The sequence below is a fragment of the Paenibacillus sp. FSL R5-0378 genome (assembly GCF_038009285.1).
Taxonomy (GTDB): Bacteria; Bacillota; Bacilli; order Paenibacillales; family Paenibacillaceae; genus Paenibacillus_AQ; species Paenibacillus_AQ favisporus.
Map to the genome: position 1 here is coordinate 6,627,810 of NZ_JBBPAY010000001.1, position 25,380 is coordinate 6,653,189.

The following is a 25,380-nucleotide window of genomic DNA, read 5'->3' on the forward strand; positions in this document are numbered from 1 at the left end:
AGCGGTGCCTTTTTGGCGTTAGCTTATTTGGCTTCCTTCGATCTGACGCCAGGCCGCGATCCAGGGCACGCTTCGCAGTCACCGCTCGGTATTATGTGTTTCGAAACAGAATGAAACGGACTAGCGATTATGATGCTAGTCCGTTTCTGTTTGTTCTTGATTATTCATTTTGAGCTGTTTTCGCTTAACATGGGCTACTCCCCATTGATGCAGGGACTCTAAAATCGGCGACAGGCTCTTGCCGTATTCCGTGATGGAGTATTCCACTTTCGGCGGGACCTGCGGATAAACGACTCGTTTAACGATCTCCTCTTCCTCCAATTCGCGCAGATGGAGCGTAAGCATTCTTTGCGTGATATCAGGCAGCAATCTTCTGAGTTCATTGAACCGCAAAGGCTTGCCTTGAAGCAAATGATAAAGGATAATCGGCTTCCATTTGCCAACGATCGAATCCAGCGCAACTACGAATTGACATTGGGCAGGGTTCTTTTGCACAGGCCCACCTCCGTTTACGGTACCTTTTTTGTTACTATACCACATTAATGTGCCTACTTACCATAAGTAAGTTAGTATTATATGATCAGCATTGTAAGTGTTCTTAATCATATTACAGAAGGGAAGTTTGAAGCATGGCAACTGTACTGTACATCACCGCTCATCCCCTTAATCCGGAGGAATCTTATAGCCTTGCGGTGGGCAAACAATTTATTGGAGCGTACCGCGAAGCAAATCCAACCGACGAAGTTGTTCATTTGGATCTGTATAAAGAAAACATTCCGCAAATCGATGCTGATGTTTTAAGGGGGTGGGGAAAGCTTCGGGCGGGTTCGTCTTTGGATCAGCTGTCCGAGGCTGAAAAATCAAAAGTGGCTCGTCTTGAGGAAATTCTTAATCAATTTATGGCAGCCGATAAGTACGTTTTTGTGTTTCCGATGTGGAATTTTACGGTTCCGCCGGTTTTGAAAGCATACACGGATGCGACCTCCATTCCGGGCAAGACGTTCAAGTATACCGAAAAGGGTCCTGTAGGCCTGCTGCCCGGCAAGAAAGCCTTGCACATTCAAGCCAGCGGTTCCGTTTATTCGGAAGGCCCTTTAGCTTCAATAGAAATGGGATTCAGCTATATGAAAACCATTTTACAGTTCTATGGAATCGAAACTGAAGCTATTTTTGTTGAAGGAACGGCGGTATCAGAGCAGGCTCCTTTTATAAAAGAAAAAGCGATTGCACAGGCTAAGGAAGCTGCCAAACGTTTCTAATTGAGGACGCCATCGTTCTCGCCGAACTGACAGCCGCAAGAATGAATCCACCGGAAGTGAAACTCATCTTGTGAAACCCATCTTCACTTTTGGATAAGGGGAACCTCCCATCTCCTTTTGAAATCAAAGCATCATTTCCTGAATGATAAGAAAAACGTCTATCGACGTACTTTCAAAGAAGACAGACCGCGTCTAGAGGAAGTTTTTCTTGCGAGATCAGGAAGCAGAAGCTCCGAAACTTATACTTTCTTATCTCAAAAAAGCCCGTTGAAGTTTCTCAACAGACAGAAGGCACCGCTTCTTATGCGAAGCGGTGCTTTTTTAACCATGAAGCTGCATAATCCACGGCCGCCCTGACGGGCAGCAGCCGGCATTCCGCCATGCCCACCTTACCGACAGCAGCATGTCCCTGCTCTTCAAAATCCTGCCCGAGCCGGTCAAAGTCGTCGGAATCGTAGGCATAGTCTTCGAACCATTTCCACGTTCTCACGCCGTCCTCCCGAATGGCGGCCCCCATTCTTTTCCGCGGCATATCCTCGATCTGCGTCTCCGCCATATGAAAGGTCGTGCATGAGTCGTATCCGACCCCAAGCAGCAGCACCTTGGCATCCAGCCGGTACAGGGCCCCCAGCGGCGAATCCTGGCCGAACTGCGGCGTCAGCGCGTGTACACCTGTAATTTCTGCCGCAAGCGGGCCCCTGGCTGCAAACGACACCTGCGGATGATACGAGCGGAGGGTTCCCGGCAGCGAGCGGAACTGCTCCGCGATTCTCCCCATCGCCCGGGTCGCCGTGTAATCCGGGTCAAACGCCGGCATATGCGCGTAAATTTCCTCCAGCCATACGGATGGTACGGGCGGGCTCACCCATTCCGCCGGATCTGAATTCTGGCCGCTGTGGGCCGGCATCACCAGCGTCCCGGCACTGCCGAGCGCCTGCTGCAGCGCCAGAATGACGGCTTCCGCATCGCCGCACACCCAGCCGATTTTGGATAGCGAGGAATGCACCAGCAGGGTGTCACCCTCCCGGACGCCGAGACGGCCGAGATCCGCCCGGATCGACTCCACCGTGTTCAGCTTCGCCGAAGCGTCAATGACTTTTCTTTCTCCCATGTCAATCCACCTCCATTGTTCCATTGTGGCAAATTGGGGCAGCTCCGATCAAGTATGAGATGAACATCGGGACCAAGCCATGCAAACGGCCGTGCCGTGAAGTAAACGGGTATGAAACGAGCCCTATGGAAAGCTGCCTGTACGAACCCGGGCATTGGATAAAGAAAAATGCATCCTTCCCCTGGATCAAGGAAAGGATGCATGAAATCCGATGCGTTAGACAAACCGGTGGTCTTGAAGCATCGTCTGTTCAAATCGTGGTACTTTCATTCGGCTCGTTTTGGCTAATTTCGGCTAGGACCTTCCCTTTACTTGGCGCCCAGCCCTTCGTGCATCGCGCCCAGCAGGCGGTGCGTCCGGTCGCAGCCGTATTCCCAGAACATGATGCCGGCCAGTCCCTGCTCCTTCACGTACTCGCATTTATGCCGGATGGATTCCTCGTCATCGTAGGAGATCAGGCTCGACCCGTTAAACAGGAACGGCGCGCGGGCTTCCTCATCCCAGTAGCGCGTATAGCCGTTTTTATCGATATAATCGGCAGCCAGCTCTGTAAAGGATGGGCCGTATCCGCCTGTCGTGCCCGCCATTTGGTACAGTCCGCGGTTGCGGTCCGGGACCTCGTTCCAGATGCGGGAGTAGAACGCCGCTCCGATCACGATTTTTTCCCGCGGCACGCCTGCCCGGACAAAGATGTTCACGGAAGCGTCCGTGCTGATACGGAACAAATCGCCCGTTCCGGTGTACAGGTTCGTATGATGGCCTGTCAGCACCTGGAAGCCGCCCCGCATGTCGTAGGTCATCAGCTGCACGAAATCGAGGTACTTCTGCACCTGATCCATCTCCGTGCCGTCCACGTAATATTGGTCCGCCCCCGCCGCGATCGTCAGCAGGTAGTGGCGGCCGTCCGCGGCGCCTTTGGCATCGAGCGCTTCCCGAATCGCCGCCAGCAGCAGCGTAAAGTTGTGCTTGTCATCCGGACTGGCGGCGATACCCGCCTCGCCGTAGCACGGATACTCCCAGTCCAGGTCGATCCCGTCAAACGGGTACTCATTCAGCACCCGCACGGCAGATGCCGCCATCCGTGCTCTTCCTTCTTCGGTTGCGGCCGCTTCGGAGAAGCCGCCCGCGCTCCAGCCGCCGACCGACAGCAGCAGCGTCAGCTCGGGATGCTCCCGCTTGATGGACCGGATGGCCTCGCCGTTCTTCAAATGCTCCGTCGTAATCTCGTCATCCCGGACATGGCCGAACGCCACGTTCAGATGGGTCAGCCTGGACAGGTCCTCCGGCGTCATCTCCGGCAGCACGGCGTCCACGGCGTAACCCGCCACAATATATTTTTTCGACATACTTAAGACACTCCGTTTCTTATTGGGTTGTACCAGAATCTCGATCCCGGTTGAGTTGTTATGTTAGGTTGTTCTGTTGGATCGGCTTGCTCTGCCGGCTTACCCCTGCTTTGTTACCGCCGATAAAATCTGCAGCGCCTCTTTCCCCGTGCCGATCTTATAGCCGGATGCCGTGTACCGGATCTGATTCTGGCTGTCCAGCACGAACAGATGCGGGTAGCCCGCTTCGTTTGCAGCCGAAGACGAAATCAGGTCAGGCAGGGAAGCATAACTGGAATCCCGTACAAACGCCGTCTGCGCCGGCAGATTCGGATAAGCGGCTGGATCGAACGACGCCGTCCACTCCCGATCTCCAATGATCAGGACGATCGGCAGCGCCAGCTTGTCAAACGACTCCGCCAGCTCCCCGAGCTCACGCAGCAGATGCTTGGTCGGCTCGCGCTCAGGCTCGATCCAGGCCGTGATGGCACCCATGGAACCGATCAAGCCGCCCAGCGCGGCGAACGTCCCGTCGAAGCGCGTAACTTCCCCGCCGCCATCCAGCGTGCCCAGCACTGGCACCTCCTCGGCAGCTTCGCGGAACGTCAGCGGAACCTCCGTCGTGTCCCCTTCGCTCACCGTAAAGTAGCTGAGGCGCACCCGTACGGTCCCGTCCTTCAGACGGATGCCCGTTGTCAGGCGATAGGCACCCGGCTCCACTTCAAACGGCACGTCGTACACGTCGGTTTGGCCAAACGGGTATACCAGCGTTTTGTATACGCCGTTTTCAAGCCGGGCGAACGTAAAATTCTCGCTGTAGGATGCGGCAGGCGCATCCGAACCGGCCGCCTCATCCCGCAGCAGGCGCAGCATGCCCCAGCCTGCGCTTCCGGTCTCCTCGGCGGAGGCATACAGGGTGAACGGCGCGTCTTTCCATCCGCCGTCCTGCCAATACTGCGGCTTCTGCTCGCTCGGGTGCAGGCGGGCCGGGATGCCAAGGCTGCGGCTGGCGGCCACGAACAAGATGCCGAGCGACAACGGGTCGCCCTTGCCCAGCCGGTAGGTACCGACCGGATTGCCTTTGCCAAGCAGGTTCGGCAGGTCCTCCCATAGACCGAAGCCCTGCTCCAGGCGGCGGGCCAGCTGCGCCGGATCGGCCTGATACGCGGCCGTCTCCTCCGGCGTAAAGGCTTCCTGGAAGAACTTCCGGTACGGCACGATCATTTCGAACAGCACGCGCGGGCACAAAATGTACCGGACGAAAAGCTCCTCATCCCAATCGCCGCGGCGAGTCAGCGCTCCAGTCAGATGGTCGTCCAGCGCCGGCCGGAATGTATCGGCCAGGTCCTTGTCGTTCAGCGATTCCAGGAGCCGAAGCGGCCATTCTCCGAATTCGCCGGAACGCTCTTCCAGGAAAGCCGCGATTTCACGGCCATTGCCCCGAGCCTTGCCCAGCACCGCCTCGACACGCTCGGCCGGAAGCCCCGCCGCCTTTGCCAATCGGGCGGCATCGTCCCCGCCGAGGAAAGTTTCCTCGAAGGCGGTCCGGATGCGCGTACCTTCCTCGATCCGGGCGTTGTGGCGCTGCTGCTTCTCTTCCGTGACGGCATCCGCAGCTTCCCCTTCCCGTTCGGGCGGCGGCACCATGTCAAAGTCCGCTGTTCCTTCCGGCTGAACGGAGCAGTCCAGAGTCAGCTCAAAGCGCTCGCTGTCCCGGACCGAAATTTTGGTCTCACCCCAGCGTCCGTCCTTGACGGCGCGGATGACCAGGTCGCCGAAGCCCGTCTTGAAGGAGGCTTCGCCCCGCTCGTCCGTCGGAAGCGTGGCGATCGGGTACAGCTCCGCCATGTTGTACAGCTCGAAGCGCACCTCGGCCCCCTCTACCGGAACGCCGGCCTCATCTTTTACCGTCACGCGGATGGTCTGCGTCGGCGCGTAATTTTCCAGCAGGTTGATCTCCGTAAACCATTCGTCGGCCAGCGTAATATCTTCAGGCCCCGGATAATCGGCGTAGATTCTCGTGTTGATCAGCATCGCACGTCGTGCCGGCGGAGTGAACCAGCCCTGGTTCAGGCGGGCTTCCGGCTCGCAGGCGCCGATGTAGTACCACTGCCCATCGGCCCACGCTTCCACCCAGGCGTGGTTGTCGTCGCAGTGCGCCCAGCGCGGGGTATAGACCTGGCGCGCAGGAATACCGATGCTGCGCAGCGCGGCCACGGCGAGCGTCGACTCTTCCCCGCAGCGGCCACGGGCCGTGCGGATCATCGTCAGGGGCGAAATCGTCCGCAGATCACTGCCGACGTAGGTCGCCTTTTCGTGGCACCAGTAGTTCGTTTCCAGAATCGCGTCCGCCATGGACAGTCCCGCGGTCCGCTCCGCCAGTTCGTTATACAATATGCCGCGCGAATCCTCGATATTTTCAGTATTCACCCGGTATGGAAGGACGAAGTGCAGGAAGAGGTGATCCGGTACCCGCTCGCCCCAAGGCACCTGCTTGCGGATCGCCAGCGTGCGGCGCACATGGCTCAGAAACAGCGCACCGTCGTAATCCGCCAGATCGTTGACCGGCATGTACGCGTACAAATATTTCAAAGCCCATGTTTCCTCGGCGGTCAAAGCCTCCTCGAACACGCCGAACAGCTCCTGTTTCCGGGATTCGGCCAGTGCCATCTTCTCCTGAAATTTCTCCTCGATCCGCTGCAGCATCTCCTGATCCAGCGAGAATGCGGTCGTATGCGTCGTCATTTCGCTTCCTCCTTCCACAGCTTTCCGTCTTCGCGGATGCAGTACACCGCTCGTCCGTCCACGGACGGCGCCGTAAGCTGAAACAGGCTGCGGGTTACTTCGATCTCCGGTTGAATCGTCCAGGTATCTTCACCCTTCAGCTGCTCCCAATCCGCGGTAAACCGTCCATGGGCCTCATAGTGGTTGCGCTCGCGGTAATAGAGCTTGCGAAGCTCCCACTTGATCCGCTCGTCCTCCGGCAGCTCAAAATCCTGGGGCACTTCTCCGTCCGAGAATACGACGTACCCCCAGAGCTCCGGATAATGCATGTTGATGATGCCCATCGGCGACCATACCCAGTTGTCCTCAGGGTATGGCTTGCCGGTCTCGGGATTCAGCACCTTGCGGTATTCGCCGTCCTGAACCTCCGTCCGCCACTCCACCCGCGAGAAGTTGACGCGCCAGAACTCGCCTGTAGCCGGGCGGCGCCCCTCGGGCGCACATTCCTTCAGGCTCGCCCACGGGATCGCCACTTCCACGCTCCATTTGCGGTTGTCCGCATCCGGGCGGTTCAGCTCGCCGTCAATATGCACTGCGGTCTGCAGGCCGGCGATATCCCAGCCGTTGACCGGAGGCCCGCCGTCGCGGTAAGGCTGTACCAGCAGCAGGTCCCAGACCGTATTCAGCGCATTGATTTCAAACTCGTAATATTGGTGCGTATCCCCGTCGGGATCGATAAAGATTTCAAAATCGTTGTCGTAGAAAATGACCGAATCCCGCTCGGTCAGCGTAGCCCAGATCTGATCCTCGATCAGCTCCGCGCCGAAGTAGAAATATTCGTCGTCCCACAGCATTTTGACCCGGGTCTGCTTGGCCGGCTTGGGGCGCAGATCGCCCTCGATATCGACGAAATCCTCCGTCCACTGCGCTTCGGACCAGAACGGCTTGTCCAGGCGTCCGTCCAGGACGAGCGGCCCTTGCGCCCGCCGGCAAATATAATGTTTGGGAGCATATTCAATCCTAGGCTCCGGCACTCCGCTTAGATTCATCGCGATTCCCTCCGTTATTCGTTCTGCATCGATCGTTAACCTATATTGCCGGTATCCGCAATCTCCAAGGCCAGCGTCACGATCTCGGCCGGCCCGGCCGCTACGCGGAGCGCCCCTCCGGGCTGCACCGCTTCAACCGCATCCTGCCGCTCTTCCAGAATATTGCTTCGATATGCCTGGCGATACGCAAATGTCGGCGTTACGGCAAGCTCGCTGCCGCTCGAGGTCAAATTGTACCAGCGGAAGATGAGGTCTCCTGTCTCCTCACTTCTTTTCACCGCGGACTGTGCTATTCCTTCTCCCTGCCAGCCGAACCATTGATAAACCGGTGGGAGGCTGCCTGCATGCAGGCCGACCTGTACGCCCGTCCACGGTACCTGGAACTGATAGGCTTCGTTATACGCAGCCTCAGGATTCGCAAGACCGTGCGGGATGATCATCAGCTCGGCATAGGCTTCGCCCAGGCACTGCGCTTCCGGTGTCGGGAATACGCCCCAGTCGCCCAGCTCGCCGACGGAACGCAGCAGCGTCACCGCAATCGTGTTCTGTCCGTCCTGCAGCACTTCGTATTCGTTCAAGCCCAGGTTCGCGACCGTGAGTCCCGTCCGCTCGTCCTGGATGCTGGCAAAAGTCTGCTGGTGGTGACAGTAGCTCGGGTTGGTCCATTCGGCGGACGGCTCGTTGCCGCGGGTCGCGACCTCGAACATGGAATCCGCCTGGTGAACGTTGCTGGCAAGGCCGGTCGGGAACAGCATCCGCAGCCGGTGATCCTTGGCTTGGTTATGGAAGCGGGAGGATACCTTCAAACCGCGTGATCCTTTCTCCAGCGTCAAGGTCGTCTCGATGACGATCCGGACGGTCTCCTTGGAGCGGCCGGACGATCGGCCGGTGAACCATACCAGCTCCTGCTGCTCCTGCGCAAGCTTGTCTTCTGCTCCCTTCGGGATGTCCCAGGCGTGAACGACCCGGAAGGACGCCTCGTAAGGCTTGTCGGCCAGAATCGTAATCTCGGCTGCTGTATTCCGGGTCGTCAGCGGGGTTTCCCCGTCCGGCTGGCGGTACATGTATTCATTGCCGATGTCCCCGCTGTCCTCGTAAACGCACAAATTAGAGTAAATCTTGCCACTCGCTTTGTCCGTCAGCGTCACCGACCCGTCGTTTTCAATGCTAATCGATACGTATTCGTTTTCCATGGTTCGGTCCCCGGTAACAAGCGTGGACCGTTCCGCCGATGCAGCGGATTGGGAAGCCGAGCGGACGACCGCGTAGGTGCTGAAGCCGTTCGCGGGAACGTCCGCCGCCTCCAGCTCCACCCGGACCTTTCGGGCAAAATAAGGCTGCCGGAACTTGTCGTCTGGCAAATCGTATCCGAACTGCAGTCCCAGGTCGGTGATCGTGCAGTCCACCTCCCGTCCCTCGCTGTCCACAACGATCCGGTCCGCCAGCTCGAACAGCTTCACCCGCGATTTCATTTCGCTGAACGGAATGCCTTCCCGGAAATAATGGCGGAGCACGTCGACTTCGACGCTGACCGTGCCGGTCCGCGTGCCGCCGGTCGTATTGAAGACGGTGAACGGAACAGCATCCGGCCCGAACGCCGCAAAGCCGGTAGTGTCGATGTGTTCCGCAATAGACTGCAGGCTGTCGTCCGCAACCGCTTCGGCGACGTGCCGGCTTTTCTCGAAGCGGGTGACCATCTCGCGGTGCACTTCGTCCACGCTGCAGCCGCAGATGCTGTCATGCGGGTGGTTCTGCATCAGCGTCTTCCAGGCGTGCTGCAGGAGATCATGCGGATACGCCGCACCGAGCAGGCTGGCATAAGCTGCAAGCGGCTCGGCCACCTTCTCGAGCATCGCCTGGCCCCGCTGATTCAACTGCTTCAGGTAGACGCGGGAGGAAGCCGTATTGACGAGCGTCCCCCAGCCGTCCGTCCGCTGGCTGCGCAGCTCGCCCCGGACGGAGGACAATTCACGGTCCAGCGAGGATTCGAGGGCCGCCAAATAATCGATGAAATTGGAATGGACGAAGTCCGTATCCGGGAACAGTTCGCGCGCCGTGCGGATCGCCTCCGGCAGATCGAGCTGGATCGGCTGGTGGTCACAGCCGTTCATGAACAGCAGCTCCCCGGTGGAAGCATACTTGGCGGCGTCCGCCAGCTTGCGCTGCCAGTATTCTTTCGCCTCGCCCGGATCCGCAGGCACTTCATTCCCGTTCGAATACCAGTTGGCGAACAGGATGCCGAGCACCTTGGAGCCGTCCGGCCCCTCCCACTCCAGCTCGGAGAAGGAGGATTCGTAATCGCCGTCGGCGACCGTGTTGTTAAAACCAGTAGGCTTCACGCCCCGCCCGAAGAAGGCGTTATGGATGCCGGACTGCCGCATCAGCTGGGGCGTTTGTCCGGCAAGCCCGAAGGTGTCGGGAAAGTAGCCTATTTTGGCCGGCTGGCCGTAGCGCTTGGCGTCCTTGTGCCCGATCAGCATGTTGCGCACATTGGCCTCGCTGCTCGTCAGAAACGCGTCCTGCAGGATGTACCAGGGGCCGATCAGGATGCGGCCGTCCGAAATATGCTTCTCAAGCCGCGCCTGCTGCTGCGGCCGGACCTGCAGGTAATCCTCCAGAATGATCGTCTGGCCGTCCAGGAAAAAGCTGCGGTATTCCGGATCCTCATCCAGCTTGTCCAGCAGCGCATCCATCAGTTTTATCAGACGGACATGATGCTTCTCATAGGGCAGATACCATTCCCGGTCCCAATGGGTGTGGGATACGATATGAGCCGTTTTGCGGTTTGGCATGTGTTCTTCCTCCTAGCTTTTCTTGACTTGAATCTGAACCTCGTGCGGGCGGTACACCGCCTGTATTCGTCCTTCCGCATCGGCCGCAAACAGCACCGACCGCTCCTGCTCCAGCTCGAACGCATAGACGGCTCCGGTATCGTCGTCCTGCACTTCAATCTGGGCATTCCACGCATATTCCGATACGAAAATGTATAAAAAGCCTTCGGAAAACCGCAGTCTGCGCCCGTAAATCCCCGGGTTGTCCCCGCCCTGCAGCCAGGTCAGGCCGCTGGCGCAGCCGGCCGCCTCCGCCGCATAGCGGTACAGCTCGGCCGTGGTGTCAATCCGTTCGTTCAGCTCAACCGGCAGCGGGCTCCAGATCAATCTGCCCGCGCCCAGCGGGATGTCGGTCACCGCGTCGGCAGCAGGCGTTCCCGAACCGGCCTGGCCGTCGCCCGACGCCAGCACCTCTTTGTTCACCTCAGCGATGCGCCGCTTCCCGAAGGAAACCGGCAGCCGCTTGCCCTGAAGGCTCAGCGTCTCCTCTCGCCGTACGTTGCGGATCTCCGTAGCGCCTAGCAGATCCGCCGCCCGCTCCGTCCGCCGCCAGTACGCGTCGATCGAGAGCGGCCCGGTCACGAGCAGCACCGCTCCCGTGCTCCGGACGATCTCAAGCAGCCTCGCCCATGCCGCGTCCTCGATATTGTGCGGGCTTGGCAGCAGAATCAGCTTGGCCGGATGCTCCGCCAGCGGCTCCAGGTCGTATTCGGACACGGCCCGCAGCGGCAGCTTCAGCTGATAGGACAGCACGCGCGTCATCAGGCGCGTCGCCTCATTCGCAAACTTCCGGTTCGAGAAGTCGTTCGAGTATGGGAACACCGCCGCGATATCCTCCAGTTCACGGTCCCGGAACAGGTCGCGGATCCCCGCCATAAACCGGCCGAACTCGTACGAGACGTCCGCCTCCGGCTTCTCCGTGCCGTCGGCCCGCAGGGCACCGATATGCGATTCGTTCGCATTATCCATATAGAAGTTCGTGTTCCAGATCCAGTGGATCGCTCCCGCACCGCCCGTCGAGAACGCATAAGCGTACTTGCGCTCCAGCATGCTGCGCAGCTCCCGCTCGCTTCGCTTGGCCAGCCCTTCGGCCGTCTCGACGTACATGATCCCCGTCTCCTGAACGACATTCGGCTTGTCGGCCGTCTTGGCAAAAATCCCGTCCCAGACCAGATCGTCGTTCTGCCACCATGAATGCACCGTCGTATAGTCTGCTGCCTCGCGGTAAAAGAACGGCGACGGCCGCTGCGAGCCGAGCGCCTCGTCCTGGCCGACAGTGACCAGCTGATCCGGACACAGCTCCTTGATCGTGTCATACAGCTGCAGGGCCCAGCGGTTATGCATGTCCATGGAGAACAGGCAGTAATCCAGCCAGCGCGTCCCCTTCTTGCCTGAATGCATATCCTGCACGTCGAAGTTGATCTCCTGCGGCTCCGGAATCGCGGCGGCCGCAAAGCTCGGCAGCTGCTCCGGCGTCATACTCCACCGCTCCTGCAGCTGCCCGATTTGGCCGTGGCGCCGCTCCAGCCACTCCGCAAAGGCGGCCCGTTCATAGCGGTCATGCGCAGAGCGCGGCCCGGCTGAAAAAATACGCGCCGGGTCAAACATCGACGGTTCGTTGATCAGGTCCCAGTCCACGTTCGTCGTGTGACGGTGACGGGAGACGATGGAGCGGATATACCGCTTCTGGGCCTCCACGCTCTGCGGATCCAGATAAGGATTAACCCCTTCCCACGTCTCCGGCGTGAAGGAGAAGAAGGTGAACGTGACGTGAAGTCCATGCTTCTTCGCCGTCAGGATAAAGGCGTCGATCGCCCGCAGCACCTCCTCCGAGGCGTGGCCGTCGACCTGCATGATGTTGCGGTAGGCGGTCCACACCCCGGTGCGGATCCAATTGATGCCGGCCGCCGCCATTTGGGCCATGTCCCGGTCCCACACGTCGCTGTTCGGCAGGAACAGGAACTTCCGGGCCACATCGGACGCCATATACGTCATGCCGACAATCGGCAGCGGCCGGCCGTCCTTGAGAAAATAGTCCCGCTCGTGGGTCAAGAGGCTTCCTTCTTGAAGCAGCTGTGCGTCATGCCCCCAGAAGCCTTGACGCAGCACCCGCACTTCGCCGTCTCCCGACGCAGCGGTGCATTCCACCCGGTACAGCCCGGCGCGAAGCGCAAGCGGCACGGAAATCCGGACGAAGTCCAGCTCGCCTGTAACGCCCGTTGTGAACCGATGCTCCCACTTCTGATCCCCTTCGTCCTCCTCTACCGTAAGGACAAACGTCCATCGCTCGGCATCCCGAATCGCGGCCCGCTTCGGAAAGATCCGCTGCGTTTGCAGCGTCAAGACCGCGTGATCGCCCGGCTCATAAGCAGCGTAATTGGTCTTTAGCGACAGCTCGGTGACCGGACGCGAGGCAAACTCTGCCCAGGTGCCCAGCGCCTCTGCTCCGCCCTGATTCCAGAACGCGGAGGTGAGCGGCACGTTCACGAACAGCCAGCGTGAACCGGCAAAATCACCGCGCGAGTTCTCCCACAGCACTACCGGGGCGGCTACCTCGCGGCCGTCGGCGGATATGCCGGTCAGCAGCGCATGCACCTGCGTGCTCATCGTACCCGCGGAGCCCATCTGGTGCGGCAGATCGGCGTTCCGGGTCGTGTGCGGCACCAGGTTCAGCGTGTCGCTGATGCCAAACAGCTGCTCCTGTCCGGCCAGAAGCGGGATCTGCTCCGAAGCCCGCAGGCTCGCGACCGGTCCGGCGTCCACATGCAGCATTTCATGAATGTACAGCTCCCGGTGGTAAGCGGTCTGCTCCGCCTCCGCCTTCCATGCCCCTTCCTCAAGCCGGACCGGCCGGCGGAACGGAGCCCCGCCGGCGCTGACGAGGCCGCCGCCGCGTCTTAGAAACGCCGCAATGTCCGCCCATGCGTCTTTCGGAAAATACGGCGCATGCAGGTTTACGAAGCATCCTCCCTCAGCAGTCCGCAGCGCTTCGGCAAGACCTTTGGCGTCGGCCACTTTACCGATCTGCCGCAGCTCTTCAAGCTGCTCGGCTGGTGGAAGTGATGCGCCCGGAAACGCCGAATCATAGAAAATGATGACCGGCCGGCTCATAGAATCCCTTCTTTCATCGCTTGATAAACCAGCTGCGAGAAGAGGCTGTTCGACCAGGCAAACCACGATCTCGTATATACGGCTGGATCGTCGGCAAGGAATCCCTCATGCATATAGCCCGTTCCCGCGTCCGTCGCCTCCAGCGTCGCAATCATCTCCAGCTTTTCTTCCTTCGTGACCGCTGTCAGTCCCTGCATGGACAAAGCCATATGCCACACATAGCCTTCCGGCGTATGCGGGCTGCCGATGCCCTTTGCCGCCCGGCCTTCGAAGTAGAACGGATTGGCTTTGGACAGCGCAAAGAGTCTTGTGTTTTGATAGATCGGATCATCGGCTGTGACATAGCCCAGATAAGGAATAGACAGCAGTCCCGGAGTACCCGCGTCGTCCATCAGGCAGTAGTTGCCGAACCCGTCGGTCTCGTACGCGTAAATCGGTCCGAATTCCGGATGGCGGTAGATGCCGTAGAGCTGGATGCCATGATGGATATCTTCCTCAAGCGCCTTCAGCTCCTGCAGGAAGCCCGTATCGCGGAACACCCATTCGGCGAACTCCTGCATGTGGCGGAGCGCAACCACGGCGAACATGTTGCCCGGAATGTTGTAATGAAAGTCGCACGCGTCGTCGCTGGAGCGGAAGCCGGACCAGACCATGCCCGTATAGTTGACCGGCATGCCGAGCCCTCCGTTTGCCAGACTATCCTGCCGGATGCCGTTATTGCGCATAAAACGGTACGGCGACTGTTCCATATGACGCTGCTCGGTCCGGAACAGCTCGTAAATGATCCGCATCGCCGATTTGAATCCGGCGTCGAAAATGTCCGTCAGCCCGGTTTCCTTCCAGTACGCATAGGCGAGCCGCATGGAGAAGCACAGGGAGTCGATCTCGAACTTGCGCTCCCACACCCAAGGGCCCATATCGGTCACGTCGGCTTTGTTCCAGTGCCAGTCGTTTGCCGACTCGTTAAACGCGTTCGCGTACGGGTCGATATGTATGTACTGGATATGCCGCTTGACCAGCCCGCCGATCATCCGCTGCAGCGCGGCATCCTCTTTGGCGAAAGGCACGTAATGCATGACCTGTTCCACGGAATCACGGAGCCAGGACGCGGGAATATCCCCGGTAATGACAAAGGTGGTTCCGTCATCCATCAGCTTCGTGGTCGTTTCCAGCGTGTTCGGAAAACAGTTCTTGAACAGCTGCAGCAGCTTGGGCCGGTGCGACAGCTTCTCTTCCGCTTCGGTCAGCACGTTCCGAATGGAAGCCGGAAGTTCCATCCGCGGCATGTTGATTTGTGGCAATCTGAATTGTTCCATTCTTGATCTCCTTTTGTATACATGGTCATATGCTCCGGGCTGATCCTAAGACGATGCAGCTAAGCCTTGATTACCTTTGGCCCCCGAATCCTGTCCGTTTACCCGAAAGAGGGGGAGGCCCCGCCGTGAAAAGTGCAAGGCGTTCCTCCCCGTGATCGTCCGCTTATAGCGTCCCGTCCATCCGTCAGTTATGGGTTACGACGGCGCCGGATCCGCCGTACATTTCCAGCTCTTCGTCGAACTCCAGCTTCAGCACCGTTACCTGCTCATGGGTGTCCTCCGGGGTCATGTGAATCCATGTCGTTCCCGGGATGTTGAACCACGGCACCCCGCCGTGAATTTCATGCGAAAGCTCTTTGCCCGAGTGGAGCACGGTGATCTTTTTGATCGGGTTGCACAGCCCTTTGAGGCAGACGTTTTCCTTCGGATCGTCATAGACAAACAGGTACAGCGTCTTGCGATCCTTGGACACCGTGCTGCCTCCGAGGTAATAACGGGTCATGATGCCTTCTTCCGTGCCGAACACCGCCTCTTCGTGAGTGCGGATCCAATCGCCCAATCCGAGCAAAATATCTTCCTGCCGCTTGTCGATCGTGCCGTCTTCCCGCGGTCCGATATCGAGCAGCATGTTGCCGCCCATCGAAATGCAGTCACAGAACATGCGGATGATCTGGTTCAGCGACTTGTATTTGTTATCTGTCGGCACGTAGCCCCAGGACGTGTTGATCGTCGTGCAGAACTCCCATGGCCCCTCCGGTCTCGTGATCGGAATGCCCTGCTCCGGCGTTTTGTAATCGCCGTGGCCCTGCAGGCGGGAATTGATGATGATGTCCGGATTCAGCGTGTGCAAATATTCCTTAAAGGCCGGCAGGTTCCACTGCTCGGCGCTGCGCTCCCAGTCCCCGTCGAACCATAGCAGATCGACCTTGCCGTAATTCGTCAAAATTTCCCGCAGCTGGTTGTTGTTAAACTCGAGGAACTTCTGCCAGCGCTCTTCGTCCTGAATGCCGTCTTGAGGGCTCGAGAAGCGGTTGGCCGTGCTCAAATCCTCCGGCACCTTGCCCCCTTCATAGACACTCGAATAGTCGGGATGGGACCAGTCGATCAAGGAATAGTACATGCCCAGATGGATCCCGCGCTTCTGGATGGCCTCCGCGTACTCCTTAACGATATCCCGCTTGGCCGGCGTTTTCTGAATGACGTTCAGATCGCTGTACTTCGTGTCCCAGAGCGCTACCCCGTCATGGTGCTTCGTTGTCAGCACCGCATATTTGGCGCCGGACTTTTCGATCAAGTCTGCCCACGCTTCAGCATCGAATTTCGACGCCGTAAATCCGTCCAGTTGCTTCATGTATTGTTCATAGGGAATGTGTCCGTTGTAAAATGACCAGGACTCAGCCACTCCGTCGACGGCATAAATGCCGTAGTGGATAAAAATCCCCAGCTTTGCGTTTTCAAACCATGGTTGCATATCGGTCGCACCTTTCGCGTTGTATTCGGTTGTTTATAGGCGGTGTTTGGATCTATATTCTTATGCCGCGCCTGCCCGCTGTCTTAGCGGATGCGGAACACGTGCGCGATCGGCGCCAGCCCTTCGCGTTCCTTCTCCGGAAGGCGGATGGCAACGCCGTCATCCGTGCGCCGGAATTCCAGGTTGTCCGCTCCGCCGACGAGATCGATCCGGCTGAACGGCTGCTGCAGCGGCAGCGGCAGCTCCGCTGGCACCTCTTCGTGCTCGTCCCGGTACAGGTAAAAGGCGTAAGTCGTGTCACCTTTTTGGGTGAACTGCACCCGGCCGACCGAATACGGCTCGCAAATGCGCGTGCCATAAATGGCTTCGCCGTGAACCTTCAGCCATGCGCCCATGCCCTTGATGCGGGAGATGGCCGTTTTGGAAATCCGTCCGTCCGGCTGTGGTCCCACATTCAGCGCCAAATTGCCGCCCTTAGCAACAACTTCAACCAGCAGATGGATCAGCTGCCGGACCGTCTTGTAGTCGTCCTCATAGCGGAAGGAGAAGGCCGATCCCATCGTGATGCAGCTCTCCCAAGGTACGCTCAGCGCGCGTTCGGGCAGCGTCTGTTCCGGCGTGATCAAGTTTTCGTAAGGTCCGCCTACCGTGCGGTCCGCCGACAGCAGCCAAGGCTGAATTTTCCGTGCCCGCTCAACTACTTCGCCCAGACGGATGTTTTGATCCCGATAATCGTTGACCCAGCCGGCATCCAGCCACAGCACGTCGATTCGGCCGTAATTCGTCATGAGCTCCATGATCTGTTCATGCGTGAACTGGACGAACTGCTCCCACAGCCACGGATATTCCTTCGGATCGTAGGTTGGTCCGCGGGATGTCGTTGTTCCCGGCTTCATCCCGGGAGCCCAGTAATACGGGGTGTGCCAGTCCGCCTTGGAGAAGTAGGCGGAGATGCCGAGCCCTTTTTCCCGGAAAGCGTTAAACAGCTGCTTGGTGATATCCGCGTATTTGTGCGTATGGAACGGGCAGTCCGGCCCGGTGATACGGTAGTCGGTCGTCTTCGTGTCCCACATGCAGAACCCGTCATGGTGCTTGGTCGTAAAGTTTAAATATTTAAAGCCGTTCTCGGCGGCCAGATCCGCCCACAGCTCCGGCTGGAAACGGAGCGGGTTGAACGTTTTGTTCAAGGCAAAATACTCGCGTTTCAGCTCCTCCGCATCGATGTCCCAGTCGATTTCGTTTCTGGACCATTCCTCATCCACGTCGCTCAGCGCCCAGGATTCCACCAATCCGAGCTGGGAATAAGGCCCCCAGTGCATCATCAGGCCCAGTTTCTGGTCCTTGAACCACTCCAGACGCTCCAGCAGCAGCGGATCCTCGGGTTTCACCCAATGTTCTTCACTGCTGTAATTGTGGACGCCTTCCACGACGACGGACTCCTGTTCTTCCTGGACCTGCTTGATTTCGCTCATCTTACACCCTCCATTGATTCGGATTTTTATCTTAGATTGAGCTGCCCGCCGCTAAACCGCGCCTTCCTATCAACAAAATTCTCCATATTTCGACTTCGTTCGTTTTTCTCTCTATGTCCAAAAGCCCGAAATATTGGTATCATGGAACTTGATCAGACGCATTACGGTTAACGGGAGGCAGAATTGTTGAAGAAAAATTACTTCAAGTCCAAGCTGTTTTTGAAATATATCTGGTCCTATTTGTTTATCTTGTTGATTCCCTTGATCCTCATGACGATCTTTATTTATGAAAACGCTGTGACGAATCTCCGCTCCGAGATCGAGCACTCCCGGCTGGATCAGCTGACCCAGACTAAAGTGATCATTGACGGGCGGATGAAGGAGCTCAGCGAAATCGCTTCCCGTGTCTCCTATGACGAGAGGCTGACGAAATACCGGGTCCATGACCCGCTGACGAGCGGAGACGCCATTCAGGCACTGGATCAGTACAAGGCAACCAGCTCGATCATCGGCGAAATTTTCCTCTATTTTCATAAAGATGAGAAAATCTATTCCAGCAACGGCCTGTACAATCTTGATGTATTCGCCAAAAAGTTCAGCTTCCAGAGCTGGGACAAGAGCCGGATGTTCAAGGATCTCAATGAGGGCCAGTATCCGGAGATGCGTCCCGCCGATACGGTCAGCAACGCTTCCGGTTTAAAAGAAACGATGCTTGCGTACCTGATTCCGATTACGCCCAACAGTCCGACGCCGCACGGAACGGTCATGTATTTGATCCGGGAATCCGAGCTTACCAGCCTGATCGATTCCATTCTCGGCAGCTATCAGGGGCTGACGTATATTCTCGATAACGAAGGCCGCATTCTGGTGGACAACCGTCAAGGCGAAGCGCTCACCGGAAGCGAGGCCAAGTCGCTGATCAATCTGTCCCCTGGCATTCACGAACGGACCATTAACGGCAAGGCGCATTCCATCGTCTCGGTCAAATCCGACAATAACGGCTGGACCTACGTTACCGCCATGCCGAGCTCACAATTTTTCAGCAGCGTTCTGCATGTGCGGAGCTTTATCATCATGCTGTTCATCATTGTCGTCCTAGTCGGCGCGGCCATCGCGCTGCTCCTTGCCCGCATGCAGTACCAGCCGATCTCGATGCTCGTGGAGTTTGCCTCCACCAACTCCCCGGCCAAGCGGCCGCAGAGCGGCAAGACGCCGTCCGGCAACGAGCTGGACCGGATCCGCACCGCGCTGCAGGAATACAGCTCGCGGATCGATTTGCAGGAGCCGTTCGCCCGCAACCACTTCCTGTCGATGCTGCTGAAGTACGGCAGCGCCCAGAGCCTGTCGCCGGAGCTGCGGGAGGCGTTCGACCTTCATTTTGACCGGTCACGGTACTTTGTGATGGTCATCGGGTCGGAGCCGGCAGAGCAGGAGAAAAGCGACCGGCAGGACCGCACCGAAATGATCCGGCTGCTGACCCAGATCGAATTCCCTGAGCTGGCAGCTCTCGGCTATGGCGTGGAGCTTCCGCAGCTGGACCAGCTGGGGCTCATCATCTGCTACGATCCGGAAGAAGGCGCCGAGGAGTTCAACCGGATGCACCAGATCGTTGAGGCGGTCCGCGGCTGTCTGCTCGAATCCTTCGACGTCTTTCCGATGATCGGCGTCGGCACCAGCTATCCGAGCCCGGACCAGCTGAACCAGTCCTTCATCGAAGCCTGCTCGGCTTTCGAGCTGCGGGCGACCACCGGCCAAGGCAGCGTCACGTATTTCGAGAAGCTGTCCTACACGCCGGACCATACGGCCTGGGTGCCGAACAACACGCTGATGAAGCTGTCCCAGAGCTTGAAGCAGGGCAGCTACGACGTTGCCGCCCAAATTATCTCCTTGTCGGTGCAGGACCTGCAGGCGACCGAGGTATCGGCGATGCTGATGCGCTGCGTCTGCTTCGACCTGCTCAACACGATCCTCAAGACCGCATCCGAGCTCGGTATCCACAGCGTGCTGCAGGACGTGCCTCCAGGCATGGTGTACAGCAGCTCGCTCGAGGAAGTCGAACGCGGCCTGCTCAGCCTCGCTTCCCGGGTCTGCAGCCAGGTCGAGCGGAATAACCAGAAGGAAGAGCAGTCGATGATCGACCGGATCGTCGCTTACATCGACGGGCATTACACCGACCATACGCTGAGCCTGGAGAGCGTCGCTTTTGAATTCGACATCTCGCCGTCTCACGTCAGCCGGTCGTTCAAGGAAAAGATGGGGCTGAACTTCATCCAGTATGTCTGGCAGAAACGCCTCGAAGAAGTGATTCATCAACTGCGGACGACCAGCGATCCGCTCAAGGACATCATTCTGCGGGTCGGCTACCAGGACACCCCGAACTTCACGCGGAAGTTCAAGAAGGAGACCGGCTATACGCCGGGGCAGTACCGGAAGCTGTTCTCCGAAACCGGCCAGCCTCCCGCTTCTTCCGATCCGGACGAGGAATGAGGCTGCGCCTCTTCCCGCTTCTTCTTAAAGCAATAGCCAACTCCCCTGCCGCTTGCGCAGCAGGGCGATGTTGGCTATTTGCTTTTGCATGGTGCGGATGATCCGGTTACTTGCCCGAGTTCCAGCGGTCGTAAGCGCCCTGGTACAGCTCGGCGATCCGGTCGCCTCCCATTTTTTTGATTTGCGCTGCATATTTGCCCCAGTTCGAGAGCGGTTCCTGGCCGGTCACAAACTTCGCTTCCATCTGCTTGACATAGGTGTTCAGGTCGGACAACAGTGCCGTTGCTTCCGTCTGCTCTTCATTGGTCAAATAGACGTTCGGGAACGGCGTTTTGCCGATCGGCATCAGCTTCTCCGCATTTTCCTTGTCGATGAAGCGGTCGAAGTCACTCTTCAGCCCTTTGGTCAATTCCGCAGAATTCATGCCCGGTGCGAGAATGCCGTAGTTCGGCGTCAGTGTGCCGCGATATTCCTCACGGTCGCCGCCGCCCGGTACCGGCAGCCATTCTTTCTCATGGGCTTCTTTATCTTTGTATTTCCACAGCGTATTTTCCGGTCCCTGACTGAACAGCGTCGCTCCGTCATAACCGTATTGGTAATCGATCCAGCGCATCGTCGCTTCCGGATTCGGGTCCTTGCTCGTAATCGCAAACGTGCCGTTGGCCGAAATGCCCGGATGCTTGCCGTAGACTGGCGTTCCCGGAATTTCGCTGGCGACCGGCGTCATGAGCGGGTTGTCCGAGCTTGGCTCGCCGCCCAGCGTGAAGTAAGGGAAATAGTCGTTGAACACGCCGATCTGGTTGTTTTGCCCCTTGGCCTTCTTCTGATCCGGCGTCTGCGAGAACGTCTCGTGATCCAGAAGGTCTTCCTTCCACAGTTTATTCATGAAGGTCAGGTAGCCCTTATAACCCTCTTCTTGCGGCGTATAGTGCACTTTTCCGTCCTTGTCGGCGTAAATGACTTCGTCATAGATGCCCCAGAAGCCGAGGAAATACATGCGCAGGTCGTCCAGCTTGACCGAGGTCAGCGGAATTTCATCCTTTTTGCCGTTGCCGTTCGGATCTTCGTCTTTGAAGCGTTTCAGCAGCGTGTACAGCTCGTCGGTTGTCTTCGGCAGCTCGGTTACGTTCAGCGCCTTCAGGAACTTGCCGTTATACCACATCGGGCTGCGGTACCATACCGCCGACAGATCGATGTTCGGGAGTGCGTAGATATGCCCGTCAGGCGTCGTAAACGACTTGCGGATATCCGGATGCTCGTCGAAAATTTTCTTGATGTTCGGCGCATAGCCTTCGTCGATATACTTTTCGAGCGGGATCAGAACGCCCTGACTTCCGTATGTCACCTGCTCCGCCGGTTTCAAATCCGCCGCATAAAATATATCCGGCAAGTCGCCGCTCGCGAATACGAGGTTCTTTTTCGTTTCAAAGCTGTCGATCGGCGAAAGCTGGTATTCCAGGTGGATGCCCGTCAATTTCTCCATTTCTTGCAGTACGGGCATTTTGTTCCAGTCGGCCACGCCCGCGTCCTGGGACATCACTTTTAGCGTGAGCGGCTTGTCTACGATCGGAAAGCCTTCTTTTTTAACCCCTTCGGCCGCAGATCCGGCAGCTGAGGAGGAACCCCCGTCGCCGTTGGAACCGCAGGCTGCCAGCAGGCTGGCGGATACGGTGAGGCAGAGCAGAATGGATGACGCCTTGCGAAGCTTTTTCATGTTTTATAAACTCCCCTTTTTGACTTGATGTCGATTCTAAGCAGGCAGGATCAGCCCTTTACGGAACCAATCATAACACCTTGCACAAAGTAACGCTGGAGAAATGGATAAATGACAATCACCGGAATCGTGGCGACGATAATCACGGAATACTTCACCAGAGCGGCAATTTCCGCCTTGTTGTTCATCGCGGCCGCCGTGGAGGCGTCGATCGCTCCTCCGCCCTGCGCGGCCATTTCCTGCAGCACCAGAATCTGGCGCAGCACCAGCTGCAGCGGGTATTTCGCCGAGTCGTTCAGGTAAATGAGCGCCGAGAAGTAGCTGTTCCAGTTGCCCACCCCGTAGAACAGGGCCATGACCGCGATGATCGGCATCGACAGCGGCAGGATAATCTTCACGAACAGCCGCATGTTCGTACACCCGTCGATCTGCGCCGCTTCCTGCAGCTCTTTTGGAATCGAGCTCTGGAAGAACGTCCGCGAGACGATGATATTCCAGATCGACGCGGCCGACGGAATGACGATCGCCCACATTGTGTTGACCATGCCCAACTGCTTCACCAGGAGGTACGTCGGCACCAGGCCGCCCCCGAAAAACATCGTGACCATGAACATGCCCATAAAGAAGTTGCGGCCGACAAAGTCCTTGCGGCTCAGCGCATACGCCGCCGGCAGCGTCACGAGCAGGTTGATCGCGGTCCCGACCACGGTGTACAGAATTGTGTTGCCGTACCCCGTCCAGATGCTTGTGTTCTCGAACACCCGCTTGTAGCCGTCAAACGTAATGCCTTTCGGCCACAGCCACATCTCCCCCGACCCGACCGCTTTCGGGTCGCTGATGGAGGCGCTGACCATGTACACCAGCGGGTAGAACACGATTAGAAACGCCAGAAACACATACAGGTAATTGAAGGCGAGAAAAACTTTATCCCGCCGGGTTTCTCTGACTCCGGATAACATCGAAGCCCCTCCTCTCTACCACAAACTGTTCTCGCTCGTACGGCGGACGATCTGATTGACGACGATGAGCAATACCGCATTGATGACCGAGTTGAACAGGCCGATGGCGGTCGAGAAGCTGTACTGCGCATCCACCAGACCCGAGCGGTAGACGAAGGTGGAAATGACGTCCGACGAGCTCATGTTGAGCGGGTTTTGCAGCAGCAGGATTTTCTCAAAGCCGACCCCGAGCAGGCTGCCCATATTCAGGATGAGCAGGATGGTCATCGTCGGGATCAGCACCGGGATGTTGATGTGACGCACGCGCTGGAAGCGCGAGGCCCCGTCGATAATCGCCGCCTCATGCAGCCCCGGATCAACGCCCGAGAGCGCGGCGAGATAGATGATCGTGCCCCAGCCGGCGCTCTGCCACACGTCCGAGAAGACGTACATCGTCTTAAACCAGCGCGGGTCGGTGAGGAAGTCCGGCGCTTTCAGTCCCAGCCCCTCGATCATGTGGGTGACGATCCCCGTCGACGGCGAAAGGAACGTGATAATCATCCCGGCCATAACGACCATGGAAATGAAGTGCGGCGCGTACGTCACCGTCTGGGACAGCTTCTTGAAGAAGCCGTTTCGGACTTCGTTGAAGGCCAGCGCCAGAATGATCGGGATCGGAAACCCGATGGCCAGCGAGTACAAGCTGATGCTCAGCGTGTTCCAGAGTAGATCCCAGAAGTAGTAGGAATGAAAGAAGCGGACGAAGTGGTCGAAGCCGACCCACGGGCTTCCCGTGATTCCTTTTGTCGGAATGAAGTTCTTGAACGCGATCTGGATACCGTACATCGGCCCGTAACAGAAAATAAGAAAGTACAAAAAGGCCGGCGCAATAAACAGGTACAGCTCCCAGTTCATAATGATGCGCTTCCATAAACCTTTGCCTTTTCTCTTTGTCGGCATGGCCGCCGCCGGGCGGCCGGCAAACGCCGTATTGGTTTCCTGCATAGGATCACCCCTTCCTGATAAATGGTTTGTGCTCCACCCATCGTTGCCACAGTATGTCAGGTGTGCTAACGCTTACATTTTTACGATAGCCCAGGGAGCGGTGCACGTAAATATGTCATTTTAGCTACTGCCCCTAAGCCCCGGTGACAAGGTGCCTGCGGCCTGATGACAAGCGGCTTGGACAAGCGGACAATGTGTCATTTTTGAGTGATCCGGCGTGATAAGGGCGGCATATCAAAATTGACCAACCGAGCAAAAAAGACTCCCGGCTCAATCGGCCGGCAGCCTTCCTCTTGTGATGTGATCCTTATGTCTCGCCCGCCTTCCCAAACATTACTTCACGGGCTGGGGGCCATATTGGTTATCCGTCTCCTGACTTGCCTGACAGGTTTGCACAACAAAAATAACGATACCCACGATCGGTATCAGGGCGATCAAGTTCCACCAACCGCTTCTTCCCGTATCGTGGAGTCTGCGGCATGCAACCGCCAAAGCCGGCAAGAAGGTAGCTGCAAAATAGATCCCGGATAATATGTAAGACAGCCCCACGATTTCCTCGACGACGGAAAGCACGATGTAGATTACTCCTTCATACAGCATAAACATCCAATATTCCTTTTTGGACGCCCTCCCCTGAAATCCTGCGTAATTTTTCAATGCTTTTAAATACTATTCCATTCTAAACTTCCCCTATCCTATATTGAATCCGATTGAGTTTAGCATGAAATAGAACACAGCAGATACCATCAAATTTTTCCATGAAATTTCAGAAATGAAAAAAAGCGGCCGACTGCTGAGAAGTCGGCTGCTTTACAAAAGGATCATGATTTTGATTTGGCCTCCCTTTTAAACTTGAGTGCAGCAAGGATAAATAACGCTCCTCCCAGCATCCAAAATGGCTCCCAAAAAAAGAGCCTCCACCTGAGCGCAAAATCGTCAATCTGCAGGGACAGCAGCCCTATGCAGGCAAAAATAAGAGAAACAACGTTGGTCAGGCCGTATAAGAATAGCAAAATCCCCGCTAGTAGCCCTAAAACATATAAAACCCGGTTCGTCATGCTCGACCATGGCCTTAGAAGCAGCAGCAAAAATAAACCGCCGCACAATTTCACGAATCCAGTAAGCCAGACCATGGCTATGAACGATGCTTCTCTTTCTATGGCTTGATTATAGATGAACCCTCCTAATGTATTTACGCCAATCATGCCTCCGCCTGCCCAGTAAAAGCTGATGATCGCAAACAGAAGGCACCAGATAAACCCCGTAAAGATATACACTTCTTTATGTTGGATCATTCCCATCCTTTGCCTTCCCTTAATAGTCATCGCACTCCTGCCTAAGTCCGGGCACTTTTTGAGCTATGCAGTATCCATTTTGCCCATTTGTGCTCTCAATTGTCTATCTCTCTCCATCTTTTAATAATGCGTCAAAATAGCATCGCCTTCTGAAAATATCGAATATGTAAACCAATCTATCAATTTATTCCTATGGATTGGCAGACAAACCGCTTGTCCCAAGAAATACCCCGCATATGCCCGTTTTCTCAAAATATAGCCGTTAGTCTAGC

The 25,380-nt window shown here is 57.2% G+C and carries 17 protein-coding genes; 2 read left to right on the top strand and 15 right to left on the bottom strand.

Features of this window, described 5'->3' with window-relative positions; translation table 11 throughout:
- Window positions 1-135: 135 nt before the first annotated feature.
- Window positions 136-495 (bottom strand): winged helix-turn-helix transcriptional regulator, encoded by a 360-nt coding sequence (locus tag MKY74_RS30695; protein ID WP_076173545.1) that lies wholly within the window; start codon window positions 493-495, stop codon window positions 136-138.
- Window positions 496-629: 134 nt separating this feature from the next.
- Between MKY74_RS30695 and MKY74_RS30700 the strand changes: the two genes are divergently transcribed.
- Entirely contained in the window at window positions 630-1,259 is a 630-nt protein-coding gene (locus tag MKY74_RS30700; protein WP_076173544.1) for an FMN-dependent NADH-azoreductase, read from the top strand.
- A 301-nt stretch (window positions 1,260-1,560) separates the two neighbouring features.
- On the opposite strand, the gene MKY74_RS30705 is transcribed toward MKY74_RS30700, so the two are convergent.
- The 9 genes from MKY74_RS30705 to MKY74_RS30745 form a co-directional block, all read right to left on the bottom strand.
- Window positions 1,561-2,370: an aminoglycoside N(3)-acetyltransferase gene (locus MKY74_RS30705; RefSeq protein WP_076173543.1), complete on the bottom strand. Its 810-nt coding sequence runs from the start codon at window positions 2,368-2,370 to the stop codon at window positions 1,561-1,563.
- A gap of 308 nt (window positions 2,371-2,678) precedes the next feature.
- Window positions 2,679-3,716, bottom strand: a complete 1,038-nt coding sequence (locus MKY74_RS30710) for a glycoside hydrolase family 18 protein (RefSeq protein ID WP_076173542.1) — start codon at window positions 3,714-3,716, stop codon at window positions 2,679-2,681.
- A 99-nt stretch (window positions 3,717-3,815) separates the two neighbouring features.
- Complete coding sequence (locus MKY74_RS30715; RefSeq protein ID WP_076173541.1) at window positions 3,816-6,440, bottom strand: transglutaminase domain-containing protein; 2,625 nt, start codon at window positions 6,438-6,440, stop codon at window positions 3,816-3,818.
- Window positions 6,437-7,468: a carbohydrate-binding family 9-like protein gene (locus MKY74_RS30720; protein WP_076173540.1), complete on the bottom strand. Its 1,032-nt coding sequence runs from the start codon at window positions 7,466-7,468 to the stop codon at window positions 6,437-6,439. Before MKY74_RS30720 ends, MKY74_RS30715 begins: the two co-directional genes overlap by 4 nt.
- 35 nt (window positions 7,469-7,503) lie before the next feature.
- A complete protein-coding gene (locus MKY74_RS30725) occupies window positions 7,504-10,260 on the bottom strand; it encodes an alpha-mannosidase (RefSeq protein WP_076173539.1) in 2,757 nt (918 codons plus the stop codon).
- Between the two features lie 12 nt (window positions 10,261-10,272).
- The gene (locus tag MKY74_RS30730) at window positions 10,273-13,410 is read right to left on the bottom strand and encodes a beta-galactosidase (protein WP_076173538.1); all 3,138 of its coding nucleotides are present in this window, start codon (window positions 13,408-13,410) and stop codon (window positions 10,273-10,275) included.
- Window positions 13,407-14,726: a glycoside hydrolase family 125 protein gene (locus MKY74_RS30735; protein WP_076173537.1), complete on the bottom strand. Its 1,320-nt coding sequence runs from the start codon at window positions 14,724-14,726 to the stop codon at window positions 13,407-13,409. Before MKY74_RS30735 ends, MKY74_RS30730 begins: the two co-directional genes overlap by 4 nt.
- 184 nt (window positions 14,727-14,910) lie before the next feature.
- A complete protein-coding gene (locus MKY74_RS30740) occupies window positions 14,911-16,197 on the bottom strand; it encodes an alpha-L-fucosidase (RefSeq protein WP_076173536.1) in 1,287 nt (428 codons plus the stop codon).
- Between the two features lie 83 nt (window positions 16,198-16,280).
- On the bottom strand, window positions 16,281-17,669 hold the full coding sequence (locus tag MKY74_RS30745; RefSeq protein WP_076173535.1) for an alpha-L-fucosidase: 1,389 nt from the start codon (window positions 17,667-17,669) through the stop codon (window positions 16,281-16,283).
- Window positions 17,670-17,855: 186 nt separating this feature from the next.
- Between MKY74_RS30745 and MKY74_RS30750 the strand changes: the two genes are divergently transcribed.
- Complete coding sequence (locus MKY74_RS30750; protein WP_076173534.1) at window positions 17,856-20,156, top strand: helix-turn-helix domain-containing protein; 2,301 nt, start codon at window positions 17,856-17,858, stop codon at window positions 20,154-20,156.
- A 106-nt stretch (window positions 20,157-20,262) separates the two neighbouring features.
- On the opposite strand, the gene MKY74_RS30755 is transcribed toward MKY74_RS30750, so the two are convergent.
- From MKY74_RS30755 to MKY74_RS30775, 5 genes are all read right to left on the bottom strand, one after another.
- Window positions 20,263-21,870, bottom strand: coding sequence for an ABC transporter substrate-binding protein (locus tag MKY74_RS30755; protein ID WP_076173533.1), 1,608 nt, complete (start codon window positions 21,868-21,870; stop codon window positions 20,263-20,265).
- 50 nt (window positions 21,871-21,920) lie between these two features.
- Entirely contained in the window at window positions 21,921-22,829 is a 909-nt protein-coding gene (locus MKY74_RS30760; protein WP_076173532.1) for a carbohydrate ABC transporter permease, read from the bottom strand.
- Between the two features lie 15 nt (window positions 22,830-22,844).
- Window positions 22,845-23,813, bottom strand: a complete 969-nt coding sequence (locus MKY74_RS30765; protein WP_145950258.1) for an ABC transporter permease — start codon at window positions 23,811-23,813, stop codon at window positions 22,845-22,847.
- A 333-nt stretch (window positions 23,814-24,146) separates the two neighbouring features.
- On the bottom strand, window positions 24,147-24,470 hold the full coding sequence (locus MKY74_RS30770) for a DUF805 domain-containing protein (RefSeq protein WP_256992952.1): 324 nt from the start codon (window positions 24,468-24,470) through the stop codon (window positions 24,147-24,149).
- 164 nt (window positions 24,471-24,634) lie between these two features.
- Entirely contained in the window at window positions 24,635-25,114 is a 480-nt protein-coding gene (locus MKY74_RS30775) for a DUF3995 domain-containing protein (RefSeq protein ID WP_244169366.1), read from the bottom strand.
- Window positions 25,115-25,380: the final 266 nt, after the last annotated feature.

Excerpts from the sequence above, each read along its gene's own strand:
- MKY74_RS30700 (WP_076173544.1), top strand. The coding sequence starts at position 630 with ATGGCAACTGTACTGTACATCACCGCTCATCCCCTTAATCCGGAGGAA.
- MKY74_RS30705 (WP_076173543.1), bottom strand. The coding sequence starts at position 2,370 with ATGGGAGAAAGAAAAGTCATTGACGCTTCGGCGAAGCTGAACACGGTG.
- MKY74_RS30710 (WP_076173542.1), bottom strand. The coding sequence starts at position 3,716 with ATGTCGAAAAAATATATTGTGGCGGGTTACGCCGTGGACGCCGTGCTG.
- MKY74_RS30715 (WP_076173541.1), bottom strand. The coding sequence starts at position 6,440 with ATGACGACGCATACGACCGCATTCTCGCTGGATCAGGAGATGCTGCAG.
- MKY74_RS30720 (WP_076173540.1), bottom strand. The coding sequence starts at position 7,468 with ATGAATCTAAGCGGAGTGCCGGAGCCTAGGATTGAATATGCTCCCAAA.
- MKY74_RS30725 (WP_076173539.1), bottom strand. The coding sequence starts at position 10,260 with ATGCCAAACCGCAAAACGGCTCATATCGTATCCCACACCCATTGGGAC.
- MKY74_RS30730 (WP_076173538.1), bottom strand. The coding sequence starts at position 13,410 with ATGAGCCGGCCGGTCATCATTTTCTATGATTCGGCGTTTCCGGGCGCA.
- MKY74_RS30735 (WP_076173537.1), bottom strand. The coding sequence starts at position 14,726 with ATGGAACAATTCAGATTGCCACAAATCAACATGCCGCGGATGGAACTT.
- MKY74_RS30740 (WP_076173536.1), bottom strand. The coding sequence starts at position 16,197 with ATGCAACCATGGTTTGAAAACGCAAAGCTGGGGATTTTTATCCACTAC.
- MKY74_RS30745 (WP_076173535.1), bottom strand. The coding sequence starts at position 17,669 with ATGAGCGAAATCAAGCAGGTCCAGGAAGAACAGGAGTCCGTCGTCGTG.
- MKY74_RS30755 (WP_076173533.1), bottom strand. The coding sequence starts at position 21,870 with ATGAAAAAGCTTCGCAAGGCGTCATCCATTCTGCTCTGCCTCACCGTA.
- MKY74_RS30760 (WP_076173532.1), bottom strand. The coding sequence starts at position 22,829 with ATGTTATCCGGAGTCAGAGAAACCCGGCGGGATAAAGTTTTTCTCGCC.
- MKY74_RS30765 (WP_145950258.1), bottom strand. The coding sequence starts at position 23,813 with ATGCAGGAAACCAATACGGCGTTTGCCGGCCGCCCGGCGGCGGCCATG.
- MKY74_RS30775 (WP_244169366.1), bottom strand. The coding sequence starts at position 25,114 with ATGGGAATGATCCAACATAAAGAAGTGTATATCTTTACGGGGTTTATC.